This window comes from Pararhodobacter zhoushanensis (genome assembly GCF_003990445.1).
Lineage (GTDB): Bacteria > Pseudomonadota > Alphaproteobacteria > Rhodobacterales > Rhodobacteraceae > Pararhodobacter > Pararhodobacter zhoushanensis.
In genome coordinates this window covers 216,676-236,731 of sequence record NZ_REEZ01000006.1, presented here as the reverse complement: position 1 = coordinate 236,731, position 20,056 = coordinate 216,676, and the positions used below count along the sequence as shown (strand labels likewise).

The window sequence follows — 20,056 nt, the reverse complement described above, 5'->3', positions numbered from 1 at the left end:
CGCCGCTGCGCGTCAGATCATCGGCTGAATGTTCCAGACGTCCTTCATATAGCCTTTGATGGTCCGGTCCGAGCTGAACCAGCCCGAACGCGCGGTGTTCAGTGCGGCCATCCGCATCCAGTGATCGGCGTCGCCCCAGGCGGTGTCGACGGCGCGTTGCGCGTCCCAGTAGCTGTCGAAATCGGCGCAGACGGTGAAGTAGTCATGCGCCCGCAGGTTCTGGGTCAGACCGCGATACGTGCTGCGATCCCCGTTCGAGAAGGTGCCGGCCTCGATCAGATCAATCGCTGCACTGAGCCGCGGGCTGGCGGCAATTGCGCTGGACGCGTGATCGGGGTGGCGGCGACGCTCGACAACCTCGTCGGCGGTCATGCCGAACAGGAAGAAGTTCTCAGGCCCGACCAGATCGCGGATCTCCACGTTGGCACCGTCCAGCGTGCCGATGGTCAGCGCGCCGTTCAGGCTGAACTTCATGTTGCCGGTGCCCGAGGCTTCCTTGCCCGCCGTCGAGATCTGTTCGCTGAGATCCGCCGCCGGGATCAGACGCTCGGCCATGGTCACGTTGTAGTTGGGCGGATAGACCACGGTCAGCAGATCACGGGTCGCAGCATCGGCGTTGATCACACGGGCTACGTTGTTGATCAGGTGGATGATCTCCTTGGCCATAACATAGCCCGGCGCTGCCTTGCCGCCGAAGATCTTGACGCGCGGTGCCCAGCCTGCGCCCGGATTGGCGCGGATTTCCTGCCAGAGCGCGATGGTTTCCAGAATGTTCAGGTGCTGGCGCTTGTATTCATGGAAGCGCTTGACCTGCACGTCGAACATCGCGTCGGGGTTAACGGCGATGCCCATCTGATCACCGATCCAGTTGGACAGATGCACCTTGTTGGTTTTCTTGACGGCGGCAAAGCGGTCGCGGAAGCCCCGGTCTTCAATCGCCGGTTCCAGCTCGACCAGACGTTCCAGATTGTCTTCCCAGCCTTCGCCGATGGTGTCGGTGATCAGCGTGGACAGCCCGTGGTTCGCGCCCTTGAGCCAGCGGCGCGGGGTCACGCCGTTGGTTTCGTTGATGATCCTCTCGGGGTGCAGGGCATGCAGATCGGCAAAGACGGTCGATTTCACCAGCTCGGTGTGCAGCGCCGAGACACCATTGACGCGGTTGGCCATGATGAACGAAAGCTCGCCCATCTTGACCTCACCCTTTTCCACGATCGGCGTGCTGCGGACCGGGAATTGCTGGGCGTGCAGCGCGTCGATGCGCTCGATCAGCTGCATGTGGCGCGGCAGAACCGCGCTCATCAGGGTTTCCGGCCAGCGCTCCAGCGCCTCGGGCAGCAGGGTGTGGTTGGTGTAGGACAGGCAGGCGCGCGCGGTGTCGACGGCCTGCTCGAATTCCATGCCGCGCTCGTCATGCAGCAGGCGGACAAGTTCCGGCCCGGCGATGGCGGGGTGGGTGTCGTTCATCTGGATCGCGACGCGCGAGGGCAGGGCGCTCAGATCGCCATGCTCGGCCGTGAAGCGGCGCAGGATGTCGCGCAGCGAGGCGGCGGTGAAGAAGAATTCCTGCTTCAGGCGCAGCTCTTTGCCTTGTTCGGTGGTGTCATCGGGGTACAGCACGCGGCTGATGGTACGGGCAAAGGCCTCGGGCTGGGCAGCCCCGACGAAATCGCCCTTGTTGAACGCGGCCAGATCGAAGGCGCTGAGCGGCTCGGCCCCCCACAGGCGCAGGGTGTTGGCCCATTTGCCCTGCCAGCCAATGACCGGCGTGTCATAGGCCTTGGCAACCACGGCATTGTCGGGGGTCCAGACGGCGCTGCGGCCGCTTTCAGCGACGGTGCCGCCAAAGCCGATGTTGAACGCGGCTTCGGGGCGCTCGAATTCCCACCCGTGGCTCTGGCGCAGCCAGTCCTCGGCGGTTTCGACCTGACGGCCATCAGGGCCAAAACTTTGACGAAAGAGGCCATGCTCATAGCGGATGCCATAGCCGTAGGCGGGGCAGCCCAGCGTCGAGAGCGAATCGAGAAAGCAGGCGGCCAGACGGCCAAGGCCGCCGTTGCCAAGCGCTGCGTCCGGCTCGTCATCCAAGACGGCGCGGAAATCATGGCCCAGCCCCGAGATCGCTTCATGCGCGGCTTCGGTCAGGCCGATGTTCATCACGGCATCTTCCAGCAGACGCCCGATCAGGAACTCCATCGACAGGTAATAGACCCGCTTGGACTGCGCGGCATAGGTGGCGCGGGTGGCGCGGAACCAGGGCTCGATCACGCGGTCACGGATCGCCAGCGTCAGGGCCATGCGCATGTCATAGAGGCTGGCATGGGCCAGATCTTTACCCTGCGAGAATTCCAGATGCTTGAGAATGGACTCACGCAGTTCGGTGGCTCTCATCGGTTTACTGTCCTTGCTTATCGCACTGGGATTCCAACCGCTCAGGCTGCTGGTGCCCTTGTCGAAGGTCATCGATCGGGTGGTTTTCATAACCTGTTCCTGTCCTGCTCACCGTTAGAGTGCCCCCGCGCTCGGGGCCAGATCAGTATCGGTGATGACGGTTAAACAGGGCCAAAAGCGGGCACGGTTGGTCTGCTTTATGGACATAATAGGGGTCATTTGCAGCCGCAGCATGCACAATTGAAGCGCTGCGGCTGCAAACGAACGCGCTGGATCAGCGCGTGACTTCGGAAAGCCGGCGTTTGACGTAGGTTTTGACCGTGTCGAGCATCGGGTTCATGTACAGCTCATCATCGCGGAAGAAGTGATCCGACCCCTCGATCTGTTCGTGGGTGATGGTGATGCCCTTCTGCTCGTGCAGCTTGTTGACCAGACCGGTCACATCCTTTGGCGGCGCGATGCGGTCGGCGGTGCCGTTGATGATCAGACCCGAGGCCGGGCAGGGCGCAAGGAAGCTGAAATCATACAGGTTAGCCGGCGGCGCGACCGACACAAAGCCGGTGATGTCCGGGCGGCGCATCAGCAGTTGCATGCCGATCCAGGCGCCAAAGCTGAAGCCCGCGACCCAGCAATGGCGCGCGTTCTGGTTCATCGACTGCAGGTAGTCGAGCGCCGCTGCGGCATCGCTCAGCTCGCCGATGCCCTGATCGTACTCGCCCTGACTGCGGCCCACGCCGCGAAAGTTGAAACGCAGGACCGAGAAGCCGAGCGAATGGAACGCATAGTGCAGGTTGTACACAACCTTGTTGTTCATCGTGCCGCCAAACTGCGGGTGCGGGTGGAGCACAATGGCAATCGGCGCGTCGCGATTGGGTTGCGGGTGATAGCGGCCTTCGAGACGGCCATCGGGGCCGGCAAAAATTACTTCGGGCATCCGGGGACCTTCTACTGCCTTCCAGGCGTTCTGACTGCGGCGTCCTTTGTTGACAAAAGAAGTCACCTTATCTAGAACGGTTCTAATCTCTGCCCCCGTCTCTTGGGGAGTCGGGGTGAGCGGGTTAGCAGTTAAGCAAGGCCGCCTCATCCGTCAATGTTTTTACGCCTTTTAAGGCGTTTCATGAGGATTTGCGCCATGAAGCTGTCGACCAAAGGGCGTTACGCGATGGTTGCGATGGTCGATCTGGCCCTGTTGCTGCGTGGAACGGGCGTGCGGCACGTCTCGTTGGCCGAAATCGCCCGCCGTCAGGACGTGAGTCAGGCTTATCTTGAGCAGCTTTTCGTCAAATTGCGCCGCGCAGGACTGGTCGAATCGGTCCGCGGGCCCGGTGGCGGCTATCGGTTGGCGCGTGAACCGGCGGATATCCGCGTCAGCGAAGTGCTTGAGGCGGTCGAAGAGACGGTCTCGGCGATGGAAAAGGGCGCAGGCGCGTCGGGCGGGATGTCGGGCAGTCAGGCGCAATCAATGACTAACCGTCTGTGGGAGAGCCTCTCGGCGCAGGTCTATGTGTTCTTGCACCAGACGACGCTGGCCGATGTCGCTGCCAACGGGTTGAAACCCTGTCCGGCGGTGCCGGGTCTGTTCCGGGTCAGCGCATGAGTGCTCGGCTTTACCTCGACTGGAATGCCTCGGCTCCGCTGCGGGCTGAAGCGCGCGATGCGATGATTGCGGCGATGGATCTGGTGGGCAACGCCAGCTCGATCCACGCCGAGGGTCGCGCGGTGCGCGGGCTGGTGGAAAAGGCGCGCGGGCAGATTGCCTCGGCGCTGGGTGCCGACGGGGCCGATATCGTCTTCACCTCCAGCGCGACCGAGTCTGCCGCCTTGGCGCTGGCCGGGCGTGATTTGGCCTGTGCGGCCGTCGAGCATGACGCGGTGAAAAGCTGGTGTCGACCGGTGCTGAGCGTCGATGAGACGGGGCGTATCGACGTAACGGACCCGGCGCAAAGCACGGCTCAGCTGGCCAATTCCGAAACCGGCATCGTGCAGGACCTGCCCGCCGGGCTGGCGGTCAGCGACCTGACGCAGGCCTTTGGCAAAATGCCCTTCGCTTTCAACTGGCTGGGCTGCGACATGGGGTTGGTGTCGGCGCACAAGCTGGGCGGCCCCAAGGGGATCGGCGCGCTGGCGCTGAAACGGAGCCTTGACGTTACCGCGCAGATCAGGGGCGGCGGGCAAGAAATGGGCCGCCGCGCGGGCACCGAAAATGTCATCGGCATCGCCGGGTTTGCGGCTGCGGCTGAGGCCGCGATGCGCGATCTGGCGAATGGCGTCTGGGATGAGGTGGCGGAAATCCGAAATACCTGTGAGCAGGCTCTGGAAGCCGAGTGTCCAGGGATTATCTTGGTAGCCAAGGATCGCCCACGCTTGCCCAACACGATCAGCCTGGTTGCGCCAGGCTGGAAGGGCGAAACGCAGGTGATGGCGATGGACCTGCAAGGCTTCGCGGTATCGGCTGGATCGGCCTGCTCGTCGGGCAAGGTCTCGTCCAGTGGGGTGTTGCGGGCGATGGGCTTTGATGCCACAGCGGCCGGCAACGCGCTGCGGGTCTCGATGGGCCCCGGTATCGACAGAGACGACGCGCTGCGCTTTGCCGCAGCCTATGCCAAGGCCTGGAAACGGGCGGGCGAACGCATGAAACAGGCAGGCGCAGACCTGCCGAAATAAGACGGGAAGACGACGCAATGGCGGCTTTGGACAATACGGTTGAAGTGCGCGACGGGGTCGACCGCGAGACGGTCGAAACCGTGCAGCTGATGGCCGGCAAGTACAAACACGGTTGGGAAACCGACATCGAGATGGAGTTCGCGCCCAAGGGCCTGAACGAAGACATCGTGCGGTTGATTTCGGCCAAGAACGGCGAACCCGAATGGATGGCCGACTGGCGTCTTGAGGCGTTTCGCCGCTGGGAGCAGATGGAAGAGCCTGACTGGGCGATGCTGGATATCCCGGCGATCGACTATCAGGACCAGTATTACTATGCCAAACCCAAAAGCATGGAGGGCAAGCCCAAGTCGCTGGACGAGGTGGACCCCAAGCTGCTGGCCACCTACGCCAAACTGGGCATCCCGCTGAAAGAACAGATGGTTCTGGCGGGTGTCGAGGGCGCCGAAGACATCGCCGCACCCCGCAAGGTGGCGGTTGATGCGGTGTTTGACTCGGTCAGCGTCGGCACCACGTTCAAGGATGAGCTGAAAAAGGCGGGCGTGATCTTCTGCTCGATCTCTGAAGCGATCCGCGAATACCCCGATCTGGTGAAGAAATACCTCGGCTCGGTGGTCCCGGTCTCGGACAACTACTTCGCCACGCTCAACTGCGCGGTGTTCACCGATGGCTCGTTTGTGTACGTCCCGCCGGGCACCAAATGCCCGATGGAGCTGTCGACCTATTTCCGCATCAACGCCGAGAACACCGGCCAGTTCGAGCGCACGCTGATTATTGCCGATAAAGGTGCATATGTAAGTTACCTTGAGGGCTGCACCGCCCCCAAGCGCGACACCACGCAGCTGCACGCCGCCGTTGTGGAAATCGTCATCCTTGAGGATGCCGAGGTCAAATATTCGACCGTCCAGAACTGGTATCCCGGCGATGAGGACGGCAAGGGCGGGATCTATAACTTCGTCACCAAACGCGCCGACTGCCGCGAGGACCGCGCCAAGGTGATGTGGACGCAGGTCGAAACCGGCTCTGCGATCACGTGGAAATACCCGTCGTGCATCCTGCGCGGTGATGACAGCTCGGGCGAATTCTATTCCATCGCCATCACCAACAACTACCAGCAGGCAGACACCGGCACCAAGATGATCCATCTGGGCAAGAATTCGCGCTCGCGGATCGTGTCCAAGGGCATCTCGGCGGGGCATGCGCAGAACACCTATCGCGGGCTGGTCTCGATGCACCCCCGCGCCACCAATTCGCGCAACTACACGCAGTGCGACAGCCTGCTGATCGGCGATCAATGCGGCGCGCATACGGTACCGTATATCGAGGTCAAGAACGCCTCAAGCCGTGTCGAGCACGAGGCGACGACGTCCAAGGTTGACGACGATCAACTCTTCTACTGCCGCTCGCGCGGGATGGATGAGGAAGAGGCGGTCGCCCTGGTGGTCAACGGCTTCTGCCGCGACGTGCTGCAAGCCCTGCCGATGGAGTTCGCCATGGAAGCGCAAGCGCTGGTGGCGATCTCGCTTGAGGGGAGCGTGGGGTGACGCTGGATCTGTTGCGTTTCCTGCTGATCAAGTCGGCGGGTGTCGGCATCGGCGTGTTTGTCGGTGTCCTGCTCGGCCTCGGCTATCGCCGCCGCTCGTCGGGCAAGACCGACGGGCTGCTCGCAGGCTCGGTCGTGCTGACCGCGCTGGCGGTCGGGGCGGCGGCATGGGTGACCATGATGGTCATCACCTGGTTCGGGATGCGTTGAGATGATCGTCACCACCACCCCCACGGTCGAGGGGCGCCCGGTGCGCACCTATCACGGCATCGTCGTCGGTGAGGCGATCATGGGTGCCAATGTTGTGCGCGATTTCTTCGCCTCGGTGACCGATGTCATCGGCGGGCGCTCAGGCGCGTATGAGAGCAAGCTGCAGGATGCGCGCGAAGTTGCGCTCAAGGAAATGCAGGACCGCGCCGCGCGGATGGGCGCGAATGCGGTCGTGGGTGTCGATCTCGATTACGAGGTCGTGGGAAATTCCATGCTGATGGTGTCCGCCTCGGGCACCGCGGTCAGCCTGTCCTGAGGAACGATGCATGAACTGGAAATGGCTGCTCTCGGCGGGTGAACCGCGCCCGCGCTACGTGCTTCTGGTGGCCATCGGCGTCGTGCTGATGATGTCGCTGACCTATCCCATCTGGTATCCGGGTGGCCGGGGCATGGCAGCCTTCGTGGCGATCTGCGCGGTTATCCTGTCGCACCTGTCGGCCAAATTCGTGATGCGCAGCTGATCCGATGACCGCAAACCGCTCTCTTTCTCTCCTGATCCAGCCGCGCCCCGCGCGGGACGGGGCGGTGCGCGCATGAGCGACGTTGCAACAACCGCGCCCGTTGCCGAGCAAGCGATGCCCGAGTGCATCGCCGCCTGGCACGCCGGTCAGCCGCTGATCCTGCCGCCGATGGCGCAGGTTCACGCGACGGTCCGCAACCGCCCGGTCACGTTCCATCTGTCGATGGCCGATGACCCGATCCAGAACGCCCACCGCAAGGGTCGCTTCTACGAGGCTGCGGATCTGAAGGCGCTGGCCCGGCACGTGCCGCCCGGCGCGCTGATCCTCGATATCGGGGCGAATGTCGGCAATCACGCGCTGTGGCTGACGATGTTCACCGGAGCCGCGCGCGTGATCGTGGTCGAACCGAATCCGTTGGCCCACGCGCCGCTGGTGGCCAATGTGCTGGGCAACCGGCTGCAGGGGTTGATTGACCTCGATCATCTGGGCTTCGGTTTGGGCGAGGAAAGCTCGACCGGCTGGGGCATGAAGAAACACGACCGCAATCTTGGCGCGACCAGGATGTTTGCGGGGCAGGGCGATCTGATCGTCCGCAAGGGCGACGAGGTTTTTGCCACCCTGTCGCCGCAGGTGGTCAAGATCGACGTGGAAGGCATGGAAATGCCGGTCCTGCGTGGGCTTGAGGCGCTGATTGCCCGAGCCCGTCCGGTGATCATGATCGAGATCCGCAATGACCATGCCGAAGACTTTGCCAGTTGGGTCAGCGCCCATGGCTATACCGCCGAACCGCTGAGCCGCGAGCCGAAACACGCCAATTTCCTGCTGCTGCCGCAGGCCTTGGCCAAGGAATAAGAGACGAGGATAAGATGCTGGAAATCAACAACCTGCACGTCAAACTGGCGACCGAAGACAAACAGATCCTGAAGGGTCTGAGCCTGAGTGTCGAAGCCGGTTCCGTGCATGCGATCATGGGGCCGAATGGCTCGGGCAAATCGACGCTCAGCTATGTGCTGTCGGGCCGCGACGGCTATGAGGTAACGGACGGCACCGCCACGCTGGAAGGCGAAAGCCTGCTCGACATGGAGCCCGAAGAACGCGCCGCCCACGGGCTGTTTCTGGCGTTCCAGTACCCGGTCGAGATCCCCGGCGTGGGCAACATGACCTTCCTGCGTACCGCCGTGAACGCGCAGCGCAAGGCGCGCGGTGAGGCAGAGCTCAGCTCGGGCGACTTCCTGAAACTGGTGCGCGCCAAGGCCAAGGATCTGAAGATCGACGCCGATATGCTCAAGCGTCCGGTCAATGTGGGCTTCTCGGGCGGTGAGAAAAAGCGCAACGAAATCCTGCAGATGGCCATGCTTGAGCCGCGCATGTGCATCTTGGATGAGACGGATTCGGGCCTTGACGTGGACGCGATGAAGCTGGTGGCCGACGGCGTGAACGCGCTGCGTTCCGAGGGGCGCTCGTTCCTGGTGATCACCCACTATCAGCGCCTGCTCGACCACATCAAACCGGATTTCGTGCACATCATGGCGGGGGGGCGCATCATCAAGACCGGCGGGCCCGAGCTGGCGCTTGAGGTCGAGCAGAACGGCTATGCCGACATCCTGGCCGAGGTGCAGGCATGAGCGGCGCCGCAGCGACCAGCCCGCGCGCGGCCCGTCGCGCGGCGCGCCTGCAGGCCACAGCCGAGCGGATCGCGGGGCTGACCCTGCCGACCGTGCCCGCTTGGCTGACCCCGCTGCGCAAGGCGGCGCTGGACCGGCTGGCGAGCGTCGGCTACCCCGACAAGCGTGACGAATACTGGCGCTATACCGATCCCGACCGTCTGGTAAGCGCCGACGTGCGTCCGGCAGAGGTGTTCAAGATCACCGACGAGCCGCCGATGTACCAAGGCATCGACCGGCTCAAGCTGATCTGGGTCGATGGCGTGTTCAGCGCTGAAGACTCGGACCCGCTGGCAGGCGAGGGGCTGGAAATCACCCGTCTCGCCGACAGCGCCGACATCCATTGGGCGGCTGATCTCTACGGCACGCTCGAAGCGCGCGGGCAAAAGCCCGTCGCCCGCCCGCTGGCCGCGCTCAACAGCGCGCTGGCGACCGATGGTGTGCTGATCCGGGTGACCGGCAAGGTCTCACGCCCTGTCTCGCTGATCTACCGCCGCGCGGGCACGGATGCGTCGGTGACGATGCACCATGTGATCAAGATCGAAGAGGGCGGCGAGCTGACGCTGTTGGAAAACGGCGCAGTGGCGGCCCGCAGCTCGATGGTGATCGAGGTCGAGGTAGGCGATCACGGCACCTTCCACCACGTCCGCACCATGGGCCGCGACCACGAGCGCAAAGCGTCGACCCATCTTTTCGCCCGCCTCGGCAAAGGTTCGAAGCTGAAAAGTTTCACCCTGTCGATGAACGGCCGCCTCGTGCGCAACGAGGCGATGATCTGGCTCGGCGGCGAAGGCGGCACCGCGCATCTGGCCGGTGCTGCGATGGGCGACGGCATGTTCCATCACGACGACACCGTGTTCATCACCCATGAGGCACCGGGCTGCGAAAGCCGTCAGGTGTTCAAGAAGGTGCTGCGCGACGGGGCGATCGGGGTGTTTCAGGGCAAGATCCTGGTCGAACAGGCCGCCCAGCTCACGGATGGCTACCAGAAAAGCCAGTCCTTGCTGCTGGACGAGCGCTGCCAGTTCCTCGCCAAGCCCGAACTTGAGATCTACGCCGACGATGTGAAATGCTCGCACGGCTCGACCTCGGGTGAGATCAACGAGGATCAGCTGTTCTACCTGCGTGCCCGTGGCGTCCCCGAGCAAGAGGCCAAGATGTTGCTGGTGCTGGCTTTTCTGGCTGAAACGCTGGACGAGATCGAGCGCGAGGACATCGCGCAGGACATGCGCCTGCGCCTGCGGCGCTGGCTGGAACGGCATAGCTGAGCCATGGCCCTGACCACAGACATCGTTGGCAGCTACCGCCGCCCGCGCAGCGTGCTGCGCCGCTTGCAGGGCGACCGGCGCGAGGCGCGCATTCTGGTGTACCTGATGCTCGCCTGCGCGCTGATCTTCGTCGCACAATGGCCGCGTCTGGCGCGTGACGCGCATATGGATGAGACGATTCCGCTCGACGCGCTGCTCTCGGGCGCGCTGTTCGCGTGGATCTTCATCGCGCCGCTGGCGTTTTACGCGCTGGGTGGGGTGCTGTCGCTGGTCCTGCGTATCGCGGGGCCGGTGGATGCCTTCGCCGTGCGGCTGGGGCTGTTCTGGGCGCTGCTGGTGGCGGCGCCCCTGATGCTGTTTCAAGGGCTTGTCGCCGGGCTTATCGGTCCGGGCTTGCAGGCAAACGTGGCCGGGCTGCCCGCGGCTGTGGCGTTTTTCGCTGTGTTGATCGCGGGCCTGCGGGTGGCGCTTGAAGCGCCCCACCGGGCGGCATAGGGACAGGGCATGACACGCACCGAGTTTTTCGCGCTGATCCGCCAATCGCTTACCGACCCCGAGACGGGGGCGCAGCACCTGATGGCGCTGAACCCACCGATGGCGACGCGCTGGATGCTGCTGGCGGCCAGCGTGCTGGGCTCGGTGGTGCTGCTGTACCTGCTGCCGGTCTTGACGGGCGAGGTGTCGATGTTGCCGTCGCCCTTCGCTTTTGCCGGCACGCAGGCGGCGATGAACCTGCTTGTCATCGCGCTGATCACCCATGTCGGCCGCGCTTTCGGCGGTACGGGCAATTTTGCTGATGCCGTCTGGCTGGTCGGCTGGATGCAGTTGATCACCGCCGGGCTGCTGATTGCGCAGATCGTGGTCATGCTGGTTCTGCCGCTGGCCAATGTCATCGTGGCCATTGCGTCGATTGCCGTGTCGATCTGGCTGCTGGTCGGCTTCATCTGTGCCCTTCACGGGTTCAAGTCGCGGATCACCGTGATGGTTGCCGGGCTGATGGTGTTTCTTCTGAGCAGCTTCGTAATCGCCATGGTGCTGCTCTTCTTTGGCTTCTCGCCCGCCGAGGTTTCCAATGTATGACATTGAGGCGGTGCGCCGCGACTTTCCGATCCTGTCGCGAACAGTTAACAACAAGCCGTTGGTTTATCTCGATAATGGCGCGTCGGCGCAAAAGCCGCAGGTGGTGATCGACGCGATCACGCAGGCCTATTCGATGGAATATGCCAACGTCCACCGGGGCCTGCATTTCCTGTCCAATCTGGCGACGGACAAGTATGAAGCGGTGCGCGGAATTGTCAGGCATTTCCTGAACGCGAAGCATGAGGACGAGATCCTCTTCAACTCGGGCACCACCGAAGGCATCAACCTGATCGCCTATGGCTGGGCGATGCCGCGCCTGCAGGCGGGGGATGAGATCGTCCTGTCCGTCATGGAACACCACGCCAATATCGTGCCGTGGCACTTCCTGCGCGAACGCCAGGGCGTCAAGCTGGTCTGGGTCGAGACCGAGGCCGATGGCTCCCTCGACCCCGCCCGCGTGCTCGCCGCGATCACCCCACGCACCAGGCTGGTGGCTGTCACGCATATGTCCAATGTTCTGGGCACGGTCGTGGACATCAAGACCATCGCCGCCGGATGCCATGCCAAGGGCGTGCCGATTCTGGCGGATGGCAGTCAGGCCGCGGTGCATATGCCCGTCGATGTGCAGGATCTGGGCGTCGATTTCTATCCGGTCACCGGGCACAAGCTTTATGGCCCGTCCGGCTCGGGCGCGATCTACGTCACCCGCGAACGGCAGGCCGAGATGCGGCCGTTCATCGGCGGCGGCGACATGATCCGCGAGGTCACCCGCGACGCGGTGATCTATAACGACCCGCCGCACAAGTTCGAGGCCGGTACGCCCGGTATCGTCCAGCAGATCGGCATGGGCGTGGCGATCGAGTACATGCAATCGCTGGGCATGGCGAACATCGCCGCGCATGAAAAGGCGCTGGCAGCCTACGCAACAACGCGCCTCAAGGGGCTGAACTGGCTCAACATTCAGGGCGACGCGCCGGGCAAGGGCGGGATCTTCTCGTTCACCATGAACAACGGCGCGCATGCGCATGACATCTCGACCGTGCTCGACAAAAAGGGCGTCGCGGTGCGCGCGGGCCAGCATTGCACCGGGCCGCTGATGGAGCATCTGGGCATCAACGCCTCGTGCCGCGCCTCGTTCGGGCTCTACAACACCACCGCCGAAGTGGATGCGCTGATCGACGCGCTGGAGTTCTGCCACGAGCTTTTCGGCTGATCTCAGGACCGGTCTTTAGCAATTTCCACCATTGCAGCGCCCCCGCCTTTCGCCTATATCGGCGCAAGCTGCACCCATAGCTCAGCTGGATAGAGCGCTGCCCTCCGAAGGCAGAGGTCAGAGGTTCGAATCCTCTTGGGTGCACCATTTCCTTTATAGTTCCAAGATGTTGGATGGTCGGAGACCAAAGCCATGCGTATGCGGGGCACGGGTCCGCTTAGAAAAGCCGACCATGAACTCTCGATTTCCACCCGGGCCTTTCCAGCGGGGAACACAACACCGGGAGGCAGATTGCGATCAATCGGCGCGGTTTAGGTCGGCGACAATGTGCCTTACCTCAGCTTCGAGATGGCCAAGGCCTGCGTCGTTCAGTTGGTCGATCACATGGTCTCCGGTGCCCGCTGCCCGGTGGCTCTTGTTGCGCAGGCCGTGGATGGCGCGGACCCAGGCCAGGATCGCGTCGTCCTGCGAGGTTAAGAAGGCGGCCTGATCCCACAGGTCTTTCAACGGCAAACCGATGGATTCGAAGTAGTTCAGCACGGTGTCGACGTCGTAAAGAGCGAGCGCGCGAAACAGATCGCCATCATCTGTCTCTGTCTTGTAGGTCAGGTTTCGAGCCGTGGCGGAAACATAGGTCAACGCGTCACATCGTGGGGCGAGCTGATTGATCGCGAATTTCTTCTTTTTCTTGCGCCGCTCCAGAATGTCTATTTTCTGCGGAAAACGCCCGAGAAGCTGGCGCCCGTGAAGCGCAGAACCTTCGGCAAAGATCAGACGCTTGGCGCCAGCGTACAGCGCGAGTTGCAGGCGCAGCGGACTGCGTTCCGGATAGAGAATTCTGACGCCAGCGGCCTCAAGCAGCGAGCATAGATAGCTTTCACCGGCATGGATCCCGTAACCGGGCCGCAGTTGCGCGCGTGAAACGTAAACGAAGTCGTTGGCGATGTTTTCCAGACCGTTTTCAGCGTAGAGAGAATCGAGCAGGTCAAGATACTCGTCATACGGTTGCGCGCCGTTGAGGTGTTCGGCCTGTGCCGCGACATGCAGTTGGTCAAAAACCGTTGGCGCAGTGATGATCTTAACGCGCTGTTGATCGATGCCGAACCAACCAAGAAGCGCAGACATCACCGGCGTCGGCGAAGTTTCTTCCGCATGGCCCAGCCTTCCCGTCAGGATGAACGGCAGGTCAGGGTGTTCTGTTTTGCTTTGCAGGAAGCGCGGTACGATCTCCGCACAGCTGTGCCCGAAATGCGAGCCGTTCGCCCCTAGGAAAACAGCCTCACCGGGAAACCGAACGGGCGGCTCTTCAGCCGGCACAGGGGGCTGGCAAATCGGAGCGCCGTTGCGAAAATGCCGTTGAACGCCGTCAGCGTGAAAATCCGGCCAGAATACTCCTGGGGAAAACGAGCGGGTGTACCCTTGCACGAGGATATTCTCGAAAGACACCATCCCCGGCAACCTGCCCAAACGGGTATCGGCGGCTTCCCGTCTGGGCTCGCTCGTATCGGGCATGCGATGTGTTCCTCAATAGCACCGCGCGTCGGGCGCGGTTTTCCCGGTCGATCCAGCGTTGTCGCATTTATGCGCCCGAACCCCCGACAGGTTATCGGCGACAGCCAGAAGTTTCTAGGCTCAGGGCGTCTTGATTTTCAGCATTCTGCGCGAGCAGGGCTGCGCGACGAGATGTGTTGATAAGCGCACAATCGCGGACAGTCAGTCGACAGGGGATTAGGTGCGGATATGGTCCGTATCGCCTTAAAAGGCAAAGAAAGAACGGCCTTCATCCCGGCTCATAAATCGCGCGCGACGATTGTCAGATCCGACAAGCGCTGCGGCAAATGGTGAAACCGGACCGCGCCCCTGTTTGAACCGTTGGAGGATTGGCGCCGCGTGGTGATGCTGGGCCTGACCCCAAGGGCATCAAGTGCCAGTGACGCTGCAGGTGTTGACAGCGATCACCGGGAAGAGCGTGAAGGCGACCGAGATAAGTCCGATCCACGCGCCATAGGCGATCAGCCGGTCCTCGGGTGCCATCGGCGGGCGGGGACGGCGCACAAAGATCAGGGTGGCGGCAATTAAGGCGACGACCAGCGCGCCGATCAGCGCCCCATCATGCAGCGTTCCCAAAGGGGTTATCACGCCCGGCCAGCCCCGTGCACAGCCGATCCCGTGCAGCGCATAAACCGCCGAGAAGCCCGCCGCCCAGACCAACGGCCCGGCGATGACGCGCAGGAGCCAGATCACGACAGGACCTCTTGCGCGACGACGAGCAGGGTGAGGATCGCCACAGTGATCAGCGTGAAATCCTGCCACAGCCGCCAGATGGACCGGCTTGCCGCTGCCGTCGCGGGGGCGCGTGTTCGGGCGATCAGCGCCAGCAGCACACCGATGCCGATATGCAGCGCCGCATAACCCGTGGCCGCCGCGCGCAACGCATCGCGCGCGTGGCGTGTGGGGTCGTCCAGCAGCAGGGCCACGCCCAGCACCGCGACCAGCGCCAAAACGCCCGCCAGCGCACCGGGCAGCGGTCCCCGGCTCCAGCGGGCAAGGCCCGAGGCCACGGCCAGCGCTCCCAAGGCAACGCCGCCCAGCAGCAGCGCCCCAAGGCCCAGCCCGCTGTCAGGGGGCGGCCAACCGGGCGCGATCACGCTCAGAAACCCCAGCGCAAACAGGAACGACCCGAAAAGCGAGGCGTCGGCGATGATCAGCGCGATCATGCCGCTGCGGGTCAGCGACCCCTCGACGCCTGTCTGATCGGGCAAGGTTTGGCCCGGTGTTATTTCGATCCGCGCAGGGCGCAGATCGCGGCCAAACCGGTGCCACGTCCAGCCGCAAACCAGCACGCCGAGCATCGCTGTACAGGCGAGGATATACGCCCCGAACAGCATGAGCAGCACAAAGACGCCAACCATTGCCGCCGTCACCACCGGCAGCAGGGTATTCCCCGGCAGAACCGCGACATGCTGGGCTTTACCATCGAGCGAGGACACCGCCAGAACCTCGCGTCGGCCCCGCGGCGCACCCGGCAGCGCTCCCTCACCGCGCGCCAGCGACACGGCGGTGATGTCAGTCGAAACGGGCAGGGCGGCGATGTTGTAGCTCGGCACCGGCAGCGCCATTTTCCATTCCAGCGTGTTCGCTTGCCACGGATCGCGCGTGCTGCGCCGACCAAAGAGGGCGTGCAGCAACAGGTCCAGCGCGAAGAGCACAAAGCCGATCGACATCATGAAACTGAACAGGGTGCTGATCAGGTTCGGCAAGGCCCATTCCGGGTTGTCGGGATAGACCGGGATGCGCCGGGGCATGCCCAGAAGGCCGGTCAGGTGCATGATCAGGAAGGTGCCGTGAAAACCGATGAAGATCAGCGCAAAGGCGACTTCTCCCACCCCGCGCACCCGAACCCTGCCCGACATCAGCGGCAGCCAGTACACGGCGGCGGCCATCATCGGAAAGACGAACCCGCCGATGAGCACGTAGTGCAGGTGTGCCGTGACAAAGGCGGTGTCATGCGCCTGCCAGTTGAAAGGCACGACCGCCAGCATCACGCCGGTCAGCCCACCCAGAACGAAGGTGGCAAAGAAGGCCAGCAGGTGCAGCATCGGCAGGGACAGTCGCGGCGTGCCCTTCCACATCGTACCGGTCCAGGCAAAGATCTGCACCGCAGTCGGCACCGCCACCAGCGTTGAGGCAGCCGAGAAGAACGCCAGCGCCATCTGCGGAATGCCCACGGTGAACATATGGTGGACCCAAAGCCCGAAGCTGAGAAACACCAGCCCGACGATGGCGGCAACGATGGCCTCGTACCCCAGGATCCTGGTGCGGCACATGACCGGCAGGATGGTCGAGATCGCACCGGCGGCGGGCAGGAAGATGATATAGACCTCAGGATGGCCGAAAAGCCAGAACAGGTGCTGCCACAGCAGACTGTCACCCCCCCGCGCCACGTCGAAGAACGGCCAGTCAAACGCGCGCTCCAGCTCCAGCAGCACCGAGCCCAGGATCAGCGGCGGAAACCCGGCCAGCATCATCGCCGAGGTGCCCAGCATGTACCACGCGAACAGCGGCATCTGCGTCAGCCGCATCCCCGGCGCACGCAGGCGCAGGATGGTGACGGTGATCTCGACGGCGGCGGCGATGGCCGAGATTTCGACAAAGGTGACGCCCAGCAGCCAGACATCGGCATTCACACCGGGCGTATAGGTGCGCGACGACAGCGGGGTGTACATGAACCAGCCGCCATCGGGGGCCATACCGGCGGCCAGAGCGACCAGCAGGATCAGCCCGCCGAACAGATAGCACCACCAGCCAAAGGCCGAGAGGCGGGGAAAGGCCATGTCGCGCGTGCCCAGCATCTTGGGCAGCAGATACATCGACAGCCCTTCAAGCATGGGGATGGCGAACAGGAACATCATGATGCTGCCGTGCATCGTGAAGATCTGGTTATACAGCGCAGTATCCAGAAACGCGCCCTGCGGCGTGGCTAGCTGGGTGCGGATCAGCATGGCAAGAATGCCGCCGATACCGAAATAGATCCCGGCCAGCGCCATGAACCGCAATCCGATCTCGGAATGGTTGACCGAGGTCAGAAAGCCCTTGAGCCCCGGCGGACGGCTCCAGACGCGCTCCATCTCGCGGTGCAGGGGCAGGGCGCGTTGCGGCGGGTGGGGGATCAGCGTCATTCGTCGGGTTCCCCGGCCTGTGCTGCGGGGGCGGATTCGCCCCGGTTGGTGAACTGCGCGGGCACGTCATCGGGCGGATAGGCCAGCACCTCGAACAGCATGTCCGCGTAGCCCACGCCCGAGAATTCGGCCGAGCGTCCCTGATAGACACCCGGCTCTGACGCCTCAAAGCGCAGGCGGTTCTCATGTCCGGGGATCGCGTCCAGCTTTCCGGCAAGTGTCGGCACCCAGAAGCTGTGGATCACGTCCTCGCTGCGGATGAACACCTCGACGGGCACGCCCGCGGGGATGTACAGCCGCCCCTGCGTTTCGACCGGCGCGCCATCGGGGCCGGGTTGCACGAAGCGCCATTGCCATTGGCTGGCGATGGCCTCGACCCGCACCGAGGCGCTCTGGTGGCGGGCGATCAGCCGGTCGCCGGTGATGATCGCGGCGGCCAGCAAAACGCTCAGGATGGTAAAGCTGAAACCCAGCCCCATGCCATGCGTCCAGAAGCGGTCGGACAGCGGGCGCCGGTTCTTGCGGAACGCCAGCCCCAACAAGGCAAACATCATGAGCGAAATGGCCATACTGCCCGCCAGCATGATCCACCACAGGGTGGCTATCGCCTCGGCCTCGGGCCCGCGCGGGGCAAGGGTGGACAGCGCGCCGTCGCATCCGGCCAGCATAAAGGGAACCAAGAGCGCCGCACCCCGTTGACTGTACACACGCGCCGACCGGGCGCTGGCCCGCGTCAACAAAGGTTCCCCATGCCCCCACGCCGCCGCTTCCGCGATCCGATCCATCAGCACCGCGTCTTTCACCTGACCGAATCCCGCGTCGCCATCGCCGGCCACCCGGTTCACGCGATGCTGGTGGCTTTTCCCATTGCGCTGGGTTTTTCCACGCTGGCGGCAGATGCGCTCTATTGGTGGAGCGGGGATGATTTCTGGCTGCGGGCCGGGTTGTGGGCGGCGGGTGGCAGTTTCGTCATGGGCCTTCTGGCCGGTCTGACCGGCCTTGCCGAGTTGCTGCTGGTGGCCGGTATCCGCATCCGGGCTGCCAGCTGGACGCATTCCATTCTGGCGGTGATGCTGTTGGGCCTTTTGGGGGTGAACTGGGGGCTGCGTCTGCAGGGTGGCGAAATCCTGCCTTGGGGCATTTTGTTGTCGGCGCTTTCCGCCGCGCTCATCGGCATGACAGGCTGGCACGGTGGCAAGCTGGTGTTCGACTACGGTCTGGGCGGGCACGAGGCTCATGGCGCGGCCCCCTCGCGTACCGACAAAAGCTGAGCCGGGAGAAGGTCGCTCAGCGTGGCGGCCTGCGGTTTGACCAAAGCAAGGCCGATCACCGCGCAAATCAGCGGCACCAGCGCCAGACCTGCGAAGGGCGCGGTAAACCACTTGCTGCGCCGCTCTTCGCCCGATCGCTGAATCAGATGGCCCAGCCACGTATGCACCAGCACCATCCCGGCGACGAAGGCGAGTTTCAGCAAGAGCCAGGGCTCGAAGATCCCCGCCGCGAAACAAAGCGCTGTGCCCGATACGATGGCGATCAGCGCGGCGGGCGTCACGAACGAGATATAGGTGACATGGGTGAACAGGCGATACTCGACGTAATCGTCCTCGTCATTGGTGGTGCCGAACACCAGCATCAACAGCGCCAGCGCGATCAACCCGGCTGCCCAGCAACTGATCCCGGCCAGATGCACGAATTTCAGGGCTGCGATCATGCGGTCGCGCTCCGCCGCCAGGCGCGCACCAGCGTGAGTGCGACACCCGCTGACATCAGCACCATGCCCGGCACCCACATCACCAGACCCGCGGCCTGTTGATCGGCCAGCGCCGACAGGCCCCAGACCCCGGTCGTGGCAAGATGCTCGCCGTAAAGCGGGCGTGGCGCAAAGGTCAGCAGCGCGCCCAGCAGGCTCATCACGCTGCCCAGACCCAGCACAAACGCCGTATCCGCCAGCACCGAGTCGCCGCGCGCCTGCTCGGGTGCCAGCACGGCGGACCAGAAGCTCCAGCCGCCGACAAGCAGAGCGCCTTGCAGCGCCCAATAGGCCGCGTGACTGTCCCAGGCGAGCGTATAGGCTGCAGGCAGGTGCCAGAGCACCAACGCTGCCGCTGTCAGCAAGAAGCCGGGCACGCGGCCGGGCCAGCGCAGCGGCCAGCCGATGGCCAGCGCAGGCGTGGCGAGGGCAAGAAGGACAAGGTGATGACCGGTGCGTGCCAGAAAGAGCGCGGTGGTCAGCGCGCAGAGCGGCGAAACGAAGGCGATGACCAGCCCCGCCCACCCCAGGGCAAAGGCTCCCCGGTGGGTGCCGCGCCACAGCCCGGCGGCCAGTAACCCGGTCAGAACGGCAAGCAGCACAGGGGAGAGGTTCCAGTCCAGCCAAAGCGCGCCGGGCGAGGGGGCCGGGCCGCAATACGGAACAGGCTGAGAGATACGCCCGGGCGTGTCAGGAAAACTCAGCTGTTCCATAGGCGCACCAACTTTCGGCGGTCAGGTCAGGTCGGCAGACGCGGCAGGCCGCGCCCGGTATCAAGCCAACCCCGCATCTGCGCGATGGTTCCGTGCGGTCGACCACAATCCTGCGCTTTGGCGTGGGGTTGCCGAAGCTGGCGCGATTTCAGCGCAACGCAGCAGGGTTTGGGGCAAATCCGGCGGACTTCCGCCTGCCCAGCTGAACCCGTCGCGTGCACGGGCGTTTATGCTCTGCGCGACGGGAACTTCCGCGCAGCAGCATTGTTCAACCGGTACATGCACTGCCAAGCATCACAGTCACACATGCCGACAGAGGGGGTTCTGCCATGAATTGGTTGGAAATCGAAAAGCGATGGGCCGAGA

21 protein-coding genes and 1 tRNA gene are annotated in these 20,056 nt (G+C 63.7%); 14 read left to right on the top strand and 8 right to left on the bottom strand.

Translation table 11 applies throughout. The features are described 5' to 3' along the window. Positions 1 to 12: 12 nt before the first annotated feature. Positions 13 to 2,388: a glycogen/starch/alpha-glucan phosphorylase gene (locus EAE28_RS15175; RefSeq protein WP_127107818.1), complete on the bottom strand. Its 2,376-nt coding sequence runs from the start codon at positions 2,386 to 2,388 to the stop codon at positions 13 to 15. Between the two features lie 274 nt (positions 2,389 to 2,662). After that, the gene (locus EAE28_RS15170) at positions 2,663 to 3,322 is read right to left on the bottom strand and encodes an alpha/beta hydrolase (RefSeq protein WP_127107739.1); all 660 of its coding nucleotides are present in this window, start codon (positions 3,320 to 3,322) and stop codon (positions 2,663 to 2,665) included. Between the two features lie 198 nt (positions 3,323 to 3,520). On the opposite strand from EAE28_RS15170, the gene iscR reads away from it, so the two are divergent. From iscR to EAE28_RS15105, 13 genes are all read left to right on the top strand, one after another. Then, positions 3,521 to 3,985 carry a Fe-S cluster assembly transcriptional regulator IscR gene (iscR, locus tag EAE28_RS15165; RefSeq protein ID WP_127107737.1) on the top strand — a complete coding sequence of 155 codons (465 nt, stop codon included), beginning with the start codon at positions 3,521 to 3,523 and terminating at the stop codon, positions 3,983 to 3,985. After that, the gene (locus EAE28_RS15160) at positions 3,982 to 5,052 is read left to right on the top strand and encodes a cysteine desulfurase family protein (protein WP_127107735.1); all 1,071 of its coding nucleotides are present in this window, start codon (positions 3,982 to 3,984) and stop codon (positions 5,050 to 5,052) included. Before iscR ends, EAE28_RS15160 begins: the two co-directional genes overlap by 4 nt. 17 nt (positions 5,053 to 5,069) lie before the next feature. Then, the gene (sufB, locus tag EAE28_RS15155) at positions 5,070 to 6,593 is read left to right on the top strand and encodes a Fe-S cluster assembly protein SufB (RefSeq protein ID WP_127107733.1); all 1,524 of its coding nucleotides are present in this window, start codon (positions 5,070 to 5,072) and stop codon (positions 6,591 to 6,593) included. Next, positions 6,590 to 6,802, top strand: a complete 213-nt coding sequence (locus EAE28_RS15150; RefSeq protein WP_246022364.1) for a hypothetical protein — start codon at positions 6,590 to 6,592, stop codon at positions 6,800 to 6,802. Before sufB ends, EAE28_RS15150 begins: the two co-directional genes overlap by 4 nt. 1 nt (position 6,803) lies before the next feature. Beyond that, positions 6,804 to 7,118, top strand: coding sequence for a heavy metal-binding domain-containing protein (locus EAE28_RS15145; RefSeq protein WP_127107731.1), 315 nt, complete (start codon positions 6,804 to 6,806; stop codon positions 7,116 to 7,118). Between the two features lie 10 nt (positions 7,119 to 7,128). Continuing rightward, entirely contained in the window at positions 7,129 to 7,323 is a 195-nt protein-coding gene (locus tag EAE28_RS15140) for a hypothetical protein (RefSeq protein WP_127107729.1), read from the top strand. A gap of 72 nt (positions 7,324 to 7,395) precedes the next feature. After that, on the top strand, positions 7,396 to 8,175 hold the full coding sequence (locus EAE28_RS15135; RefSeq protein ID WP_127107727.1) for an FkbM family methyltransferase: 780 nt from the start codon (positions 7,396 to 7,398) through the stop codon (positions 8,173 to 8,175). A 14-nt stretch (positions 8,176 to 8,189) separates the two neighbouring features. After that, positions 8,190 to 8,948 carry a Fe-S cluster assembly ATPase SufC gene (sufC, locus tag EAE28_RS15130; RefSeq protein ID WP_127107724.1) on the top strand — a complete coding sequence of 253 codons (759 nt, stop codon included), beginning with the start codon at positions 8,190 to 8,192 and terminating at the stop codon, positions 8,946 to 8,948. Continuing rightward, positions 8,945 to 10,255, top strand: coding sequence for a SufB/SufD family protein (locus EAE28_RS15125; RefSeq protein WP_127107722.1), 1,311 nt, complete (start codon positions 8,945 to 8,947; stop codon positions 10,253 to 10,255). The genes sufC and EAE28_RS15125 overlap by 4 nt, the downstream gene beginning before the upstream one ends. Before the next feature lie 3 nt (positions 10,256 to 10,258). Further along, complete coding sequence (locus tag EAE28_RS15120) at positions 10,259 to 10,750, top strand: YIP1 family protein (protein WP_127107720.1); 492 nt, start codon at positions 10,259 to 10,261, stop codon at positions 10,748 to 10,750. A gap of 9 nt (positions 10,751 to 10,759) precedes the next feature. Beyond that, positions 10,760 to 11,335 (top strand): YIP1 family protein, encoded by a 576-nt coding sequence (locus tag EAE28_RS15115; protein WP_127107718.1) that lies wholly within the window; start codon positions 10,760 to 10,762, stop codon positions 11,333 to 11,335. Continuing rightward, entirely contained in the window at positions 11,328 to 12,548 is a 1,221-nt protein-coding gene (locus tag EAE28_RS15110; protein ID WP_127107716.1) for a cysteine desulfurase, read from the top strand. Before EAE28_RS15115 ends, EAE28_RS15110 begins: the two co-directional genes overlap by 8 nt. Positions 12,549 to 12,618: 70 nt before the next feature. Beyond that, positions 12,619 to 12,695, top strand: a tRNA-Arg gene (locus EAE28_RS15105). Between the two features lie 150 nt (positions 12,696 to 12,845). Here the strand turns inward: EAE28_RS15105 and EAE28_RS15100 are convergent. The 4 genes from EAE28_RS15100 to EAE28_RS15085 form a co-directional block, all read right to left on the bottom strand. Continuing rightward, positions 12,846 to 14,060 (bottom strand): glycosyltransferase 61 family protein, encoded by a 1,215-nt coding sequence (locus EAE28_RS15100; RefSeq protein WP_127107714.1) that lies wholly within the window; start codon positions 14,058 to 14,060, stop codon positions 12,846 to 12,848. Positions 14,061 to 14,468: 408 nt separating this feature from the next. Beyond that, a complete protein-coding gene (locus tag EAE28_RS15095; protein ID WP_127107712.1) occupies positions 14,469 to 14,792 on the bottom strand; it encodes a hypothetical protein in 324 nt (107 codons plus the stop codon). Next, on the bottom strand, positions 14,789 to 17,227 hold the full coding sequence (ctaD, locus tag EAE28_RS15090) for a cytochrome c oxidase subunit I (RefSeq protein ID WP_127107710.1): 2,439 nt from the start codon (positions 17,225 to 17,227) through the stop codon (positions 14,789 to 14,791). The genes EAE28_RS15095 and ctaD overlap by 4 nt, the downstream gene beginning before the upstream one ends. Then, entirely contained in the window at positions 17,224 to 17,895 is a 672-nt protein-coding gene (locus tag EAE28_RS15085) for a cytochrome c oxidase subunit II (RefSeq protein WP_127107708.1), read from the bottom strand. Before EAE28_RS15085 ends, ctaD begins: the two co-directional genes overlap by 4 nt. 81 nt (positions 17,896 to 17,976) lie before the next feature. Between EAE28_RS15085 and EAE28_RS15080 the strand changes: the two genes are divergently transcribed. Next, on the top strand, positions 17,977 to 18,498 hold the full coding sequence (locus EAE28_RS15080; protein ID WP_127107706.1) for a DUF2231 domain-containing protein: 522 nt from the start codon (positions 17,977 to 17,979) through the stop codon (positions 18,496 to 18,498). Here EAE28_RS15080 and EAE28_RS15075 read toward each other — a convergent pair. Next, positions 18,462 to 18,938: a CopD family protein gene (locus EAE28_RS15075; protein WP_127107704.1), complete on the bottom strand. Its 477-nt coding sequence runs from the start codon at positions 18,936 to 18,938 to the stop codon at positions 18,462 to 18,464. The genes EAE28_RS15080 and EAE28_RS15075 overlap by 37 nt on opposite strands. After that, on the bottom strand, positions 18,935 to 19,690 hold the full coding sequence (locus EAE28_RS15070; protein ID WP_127107702.1) for a cytochrome c oxidase assembly protein: 756 nt from the start codon (positions 19,688 to 19,690) through the stop codon (positions 18,935 to 18,937). The genes EAE28_RS15075 and EAE28_RS15070 overlap by 4 nt, the downstream gene beginning before the upstream one ends. Positions 19,691 to 20,056: the final 366 nt, after the last annotated feature.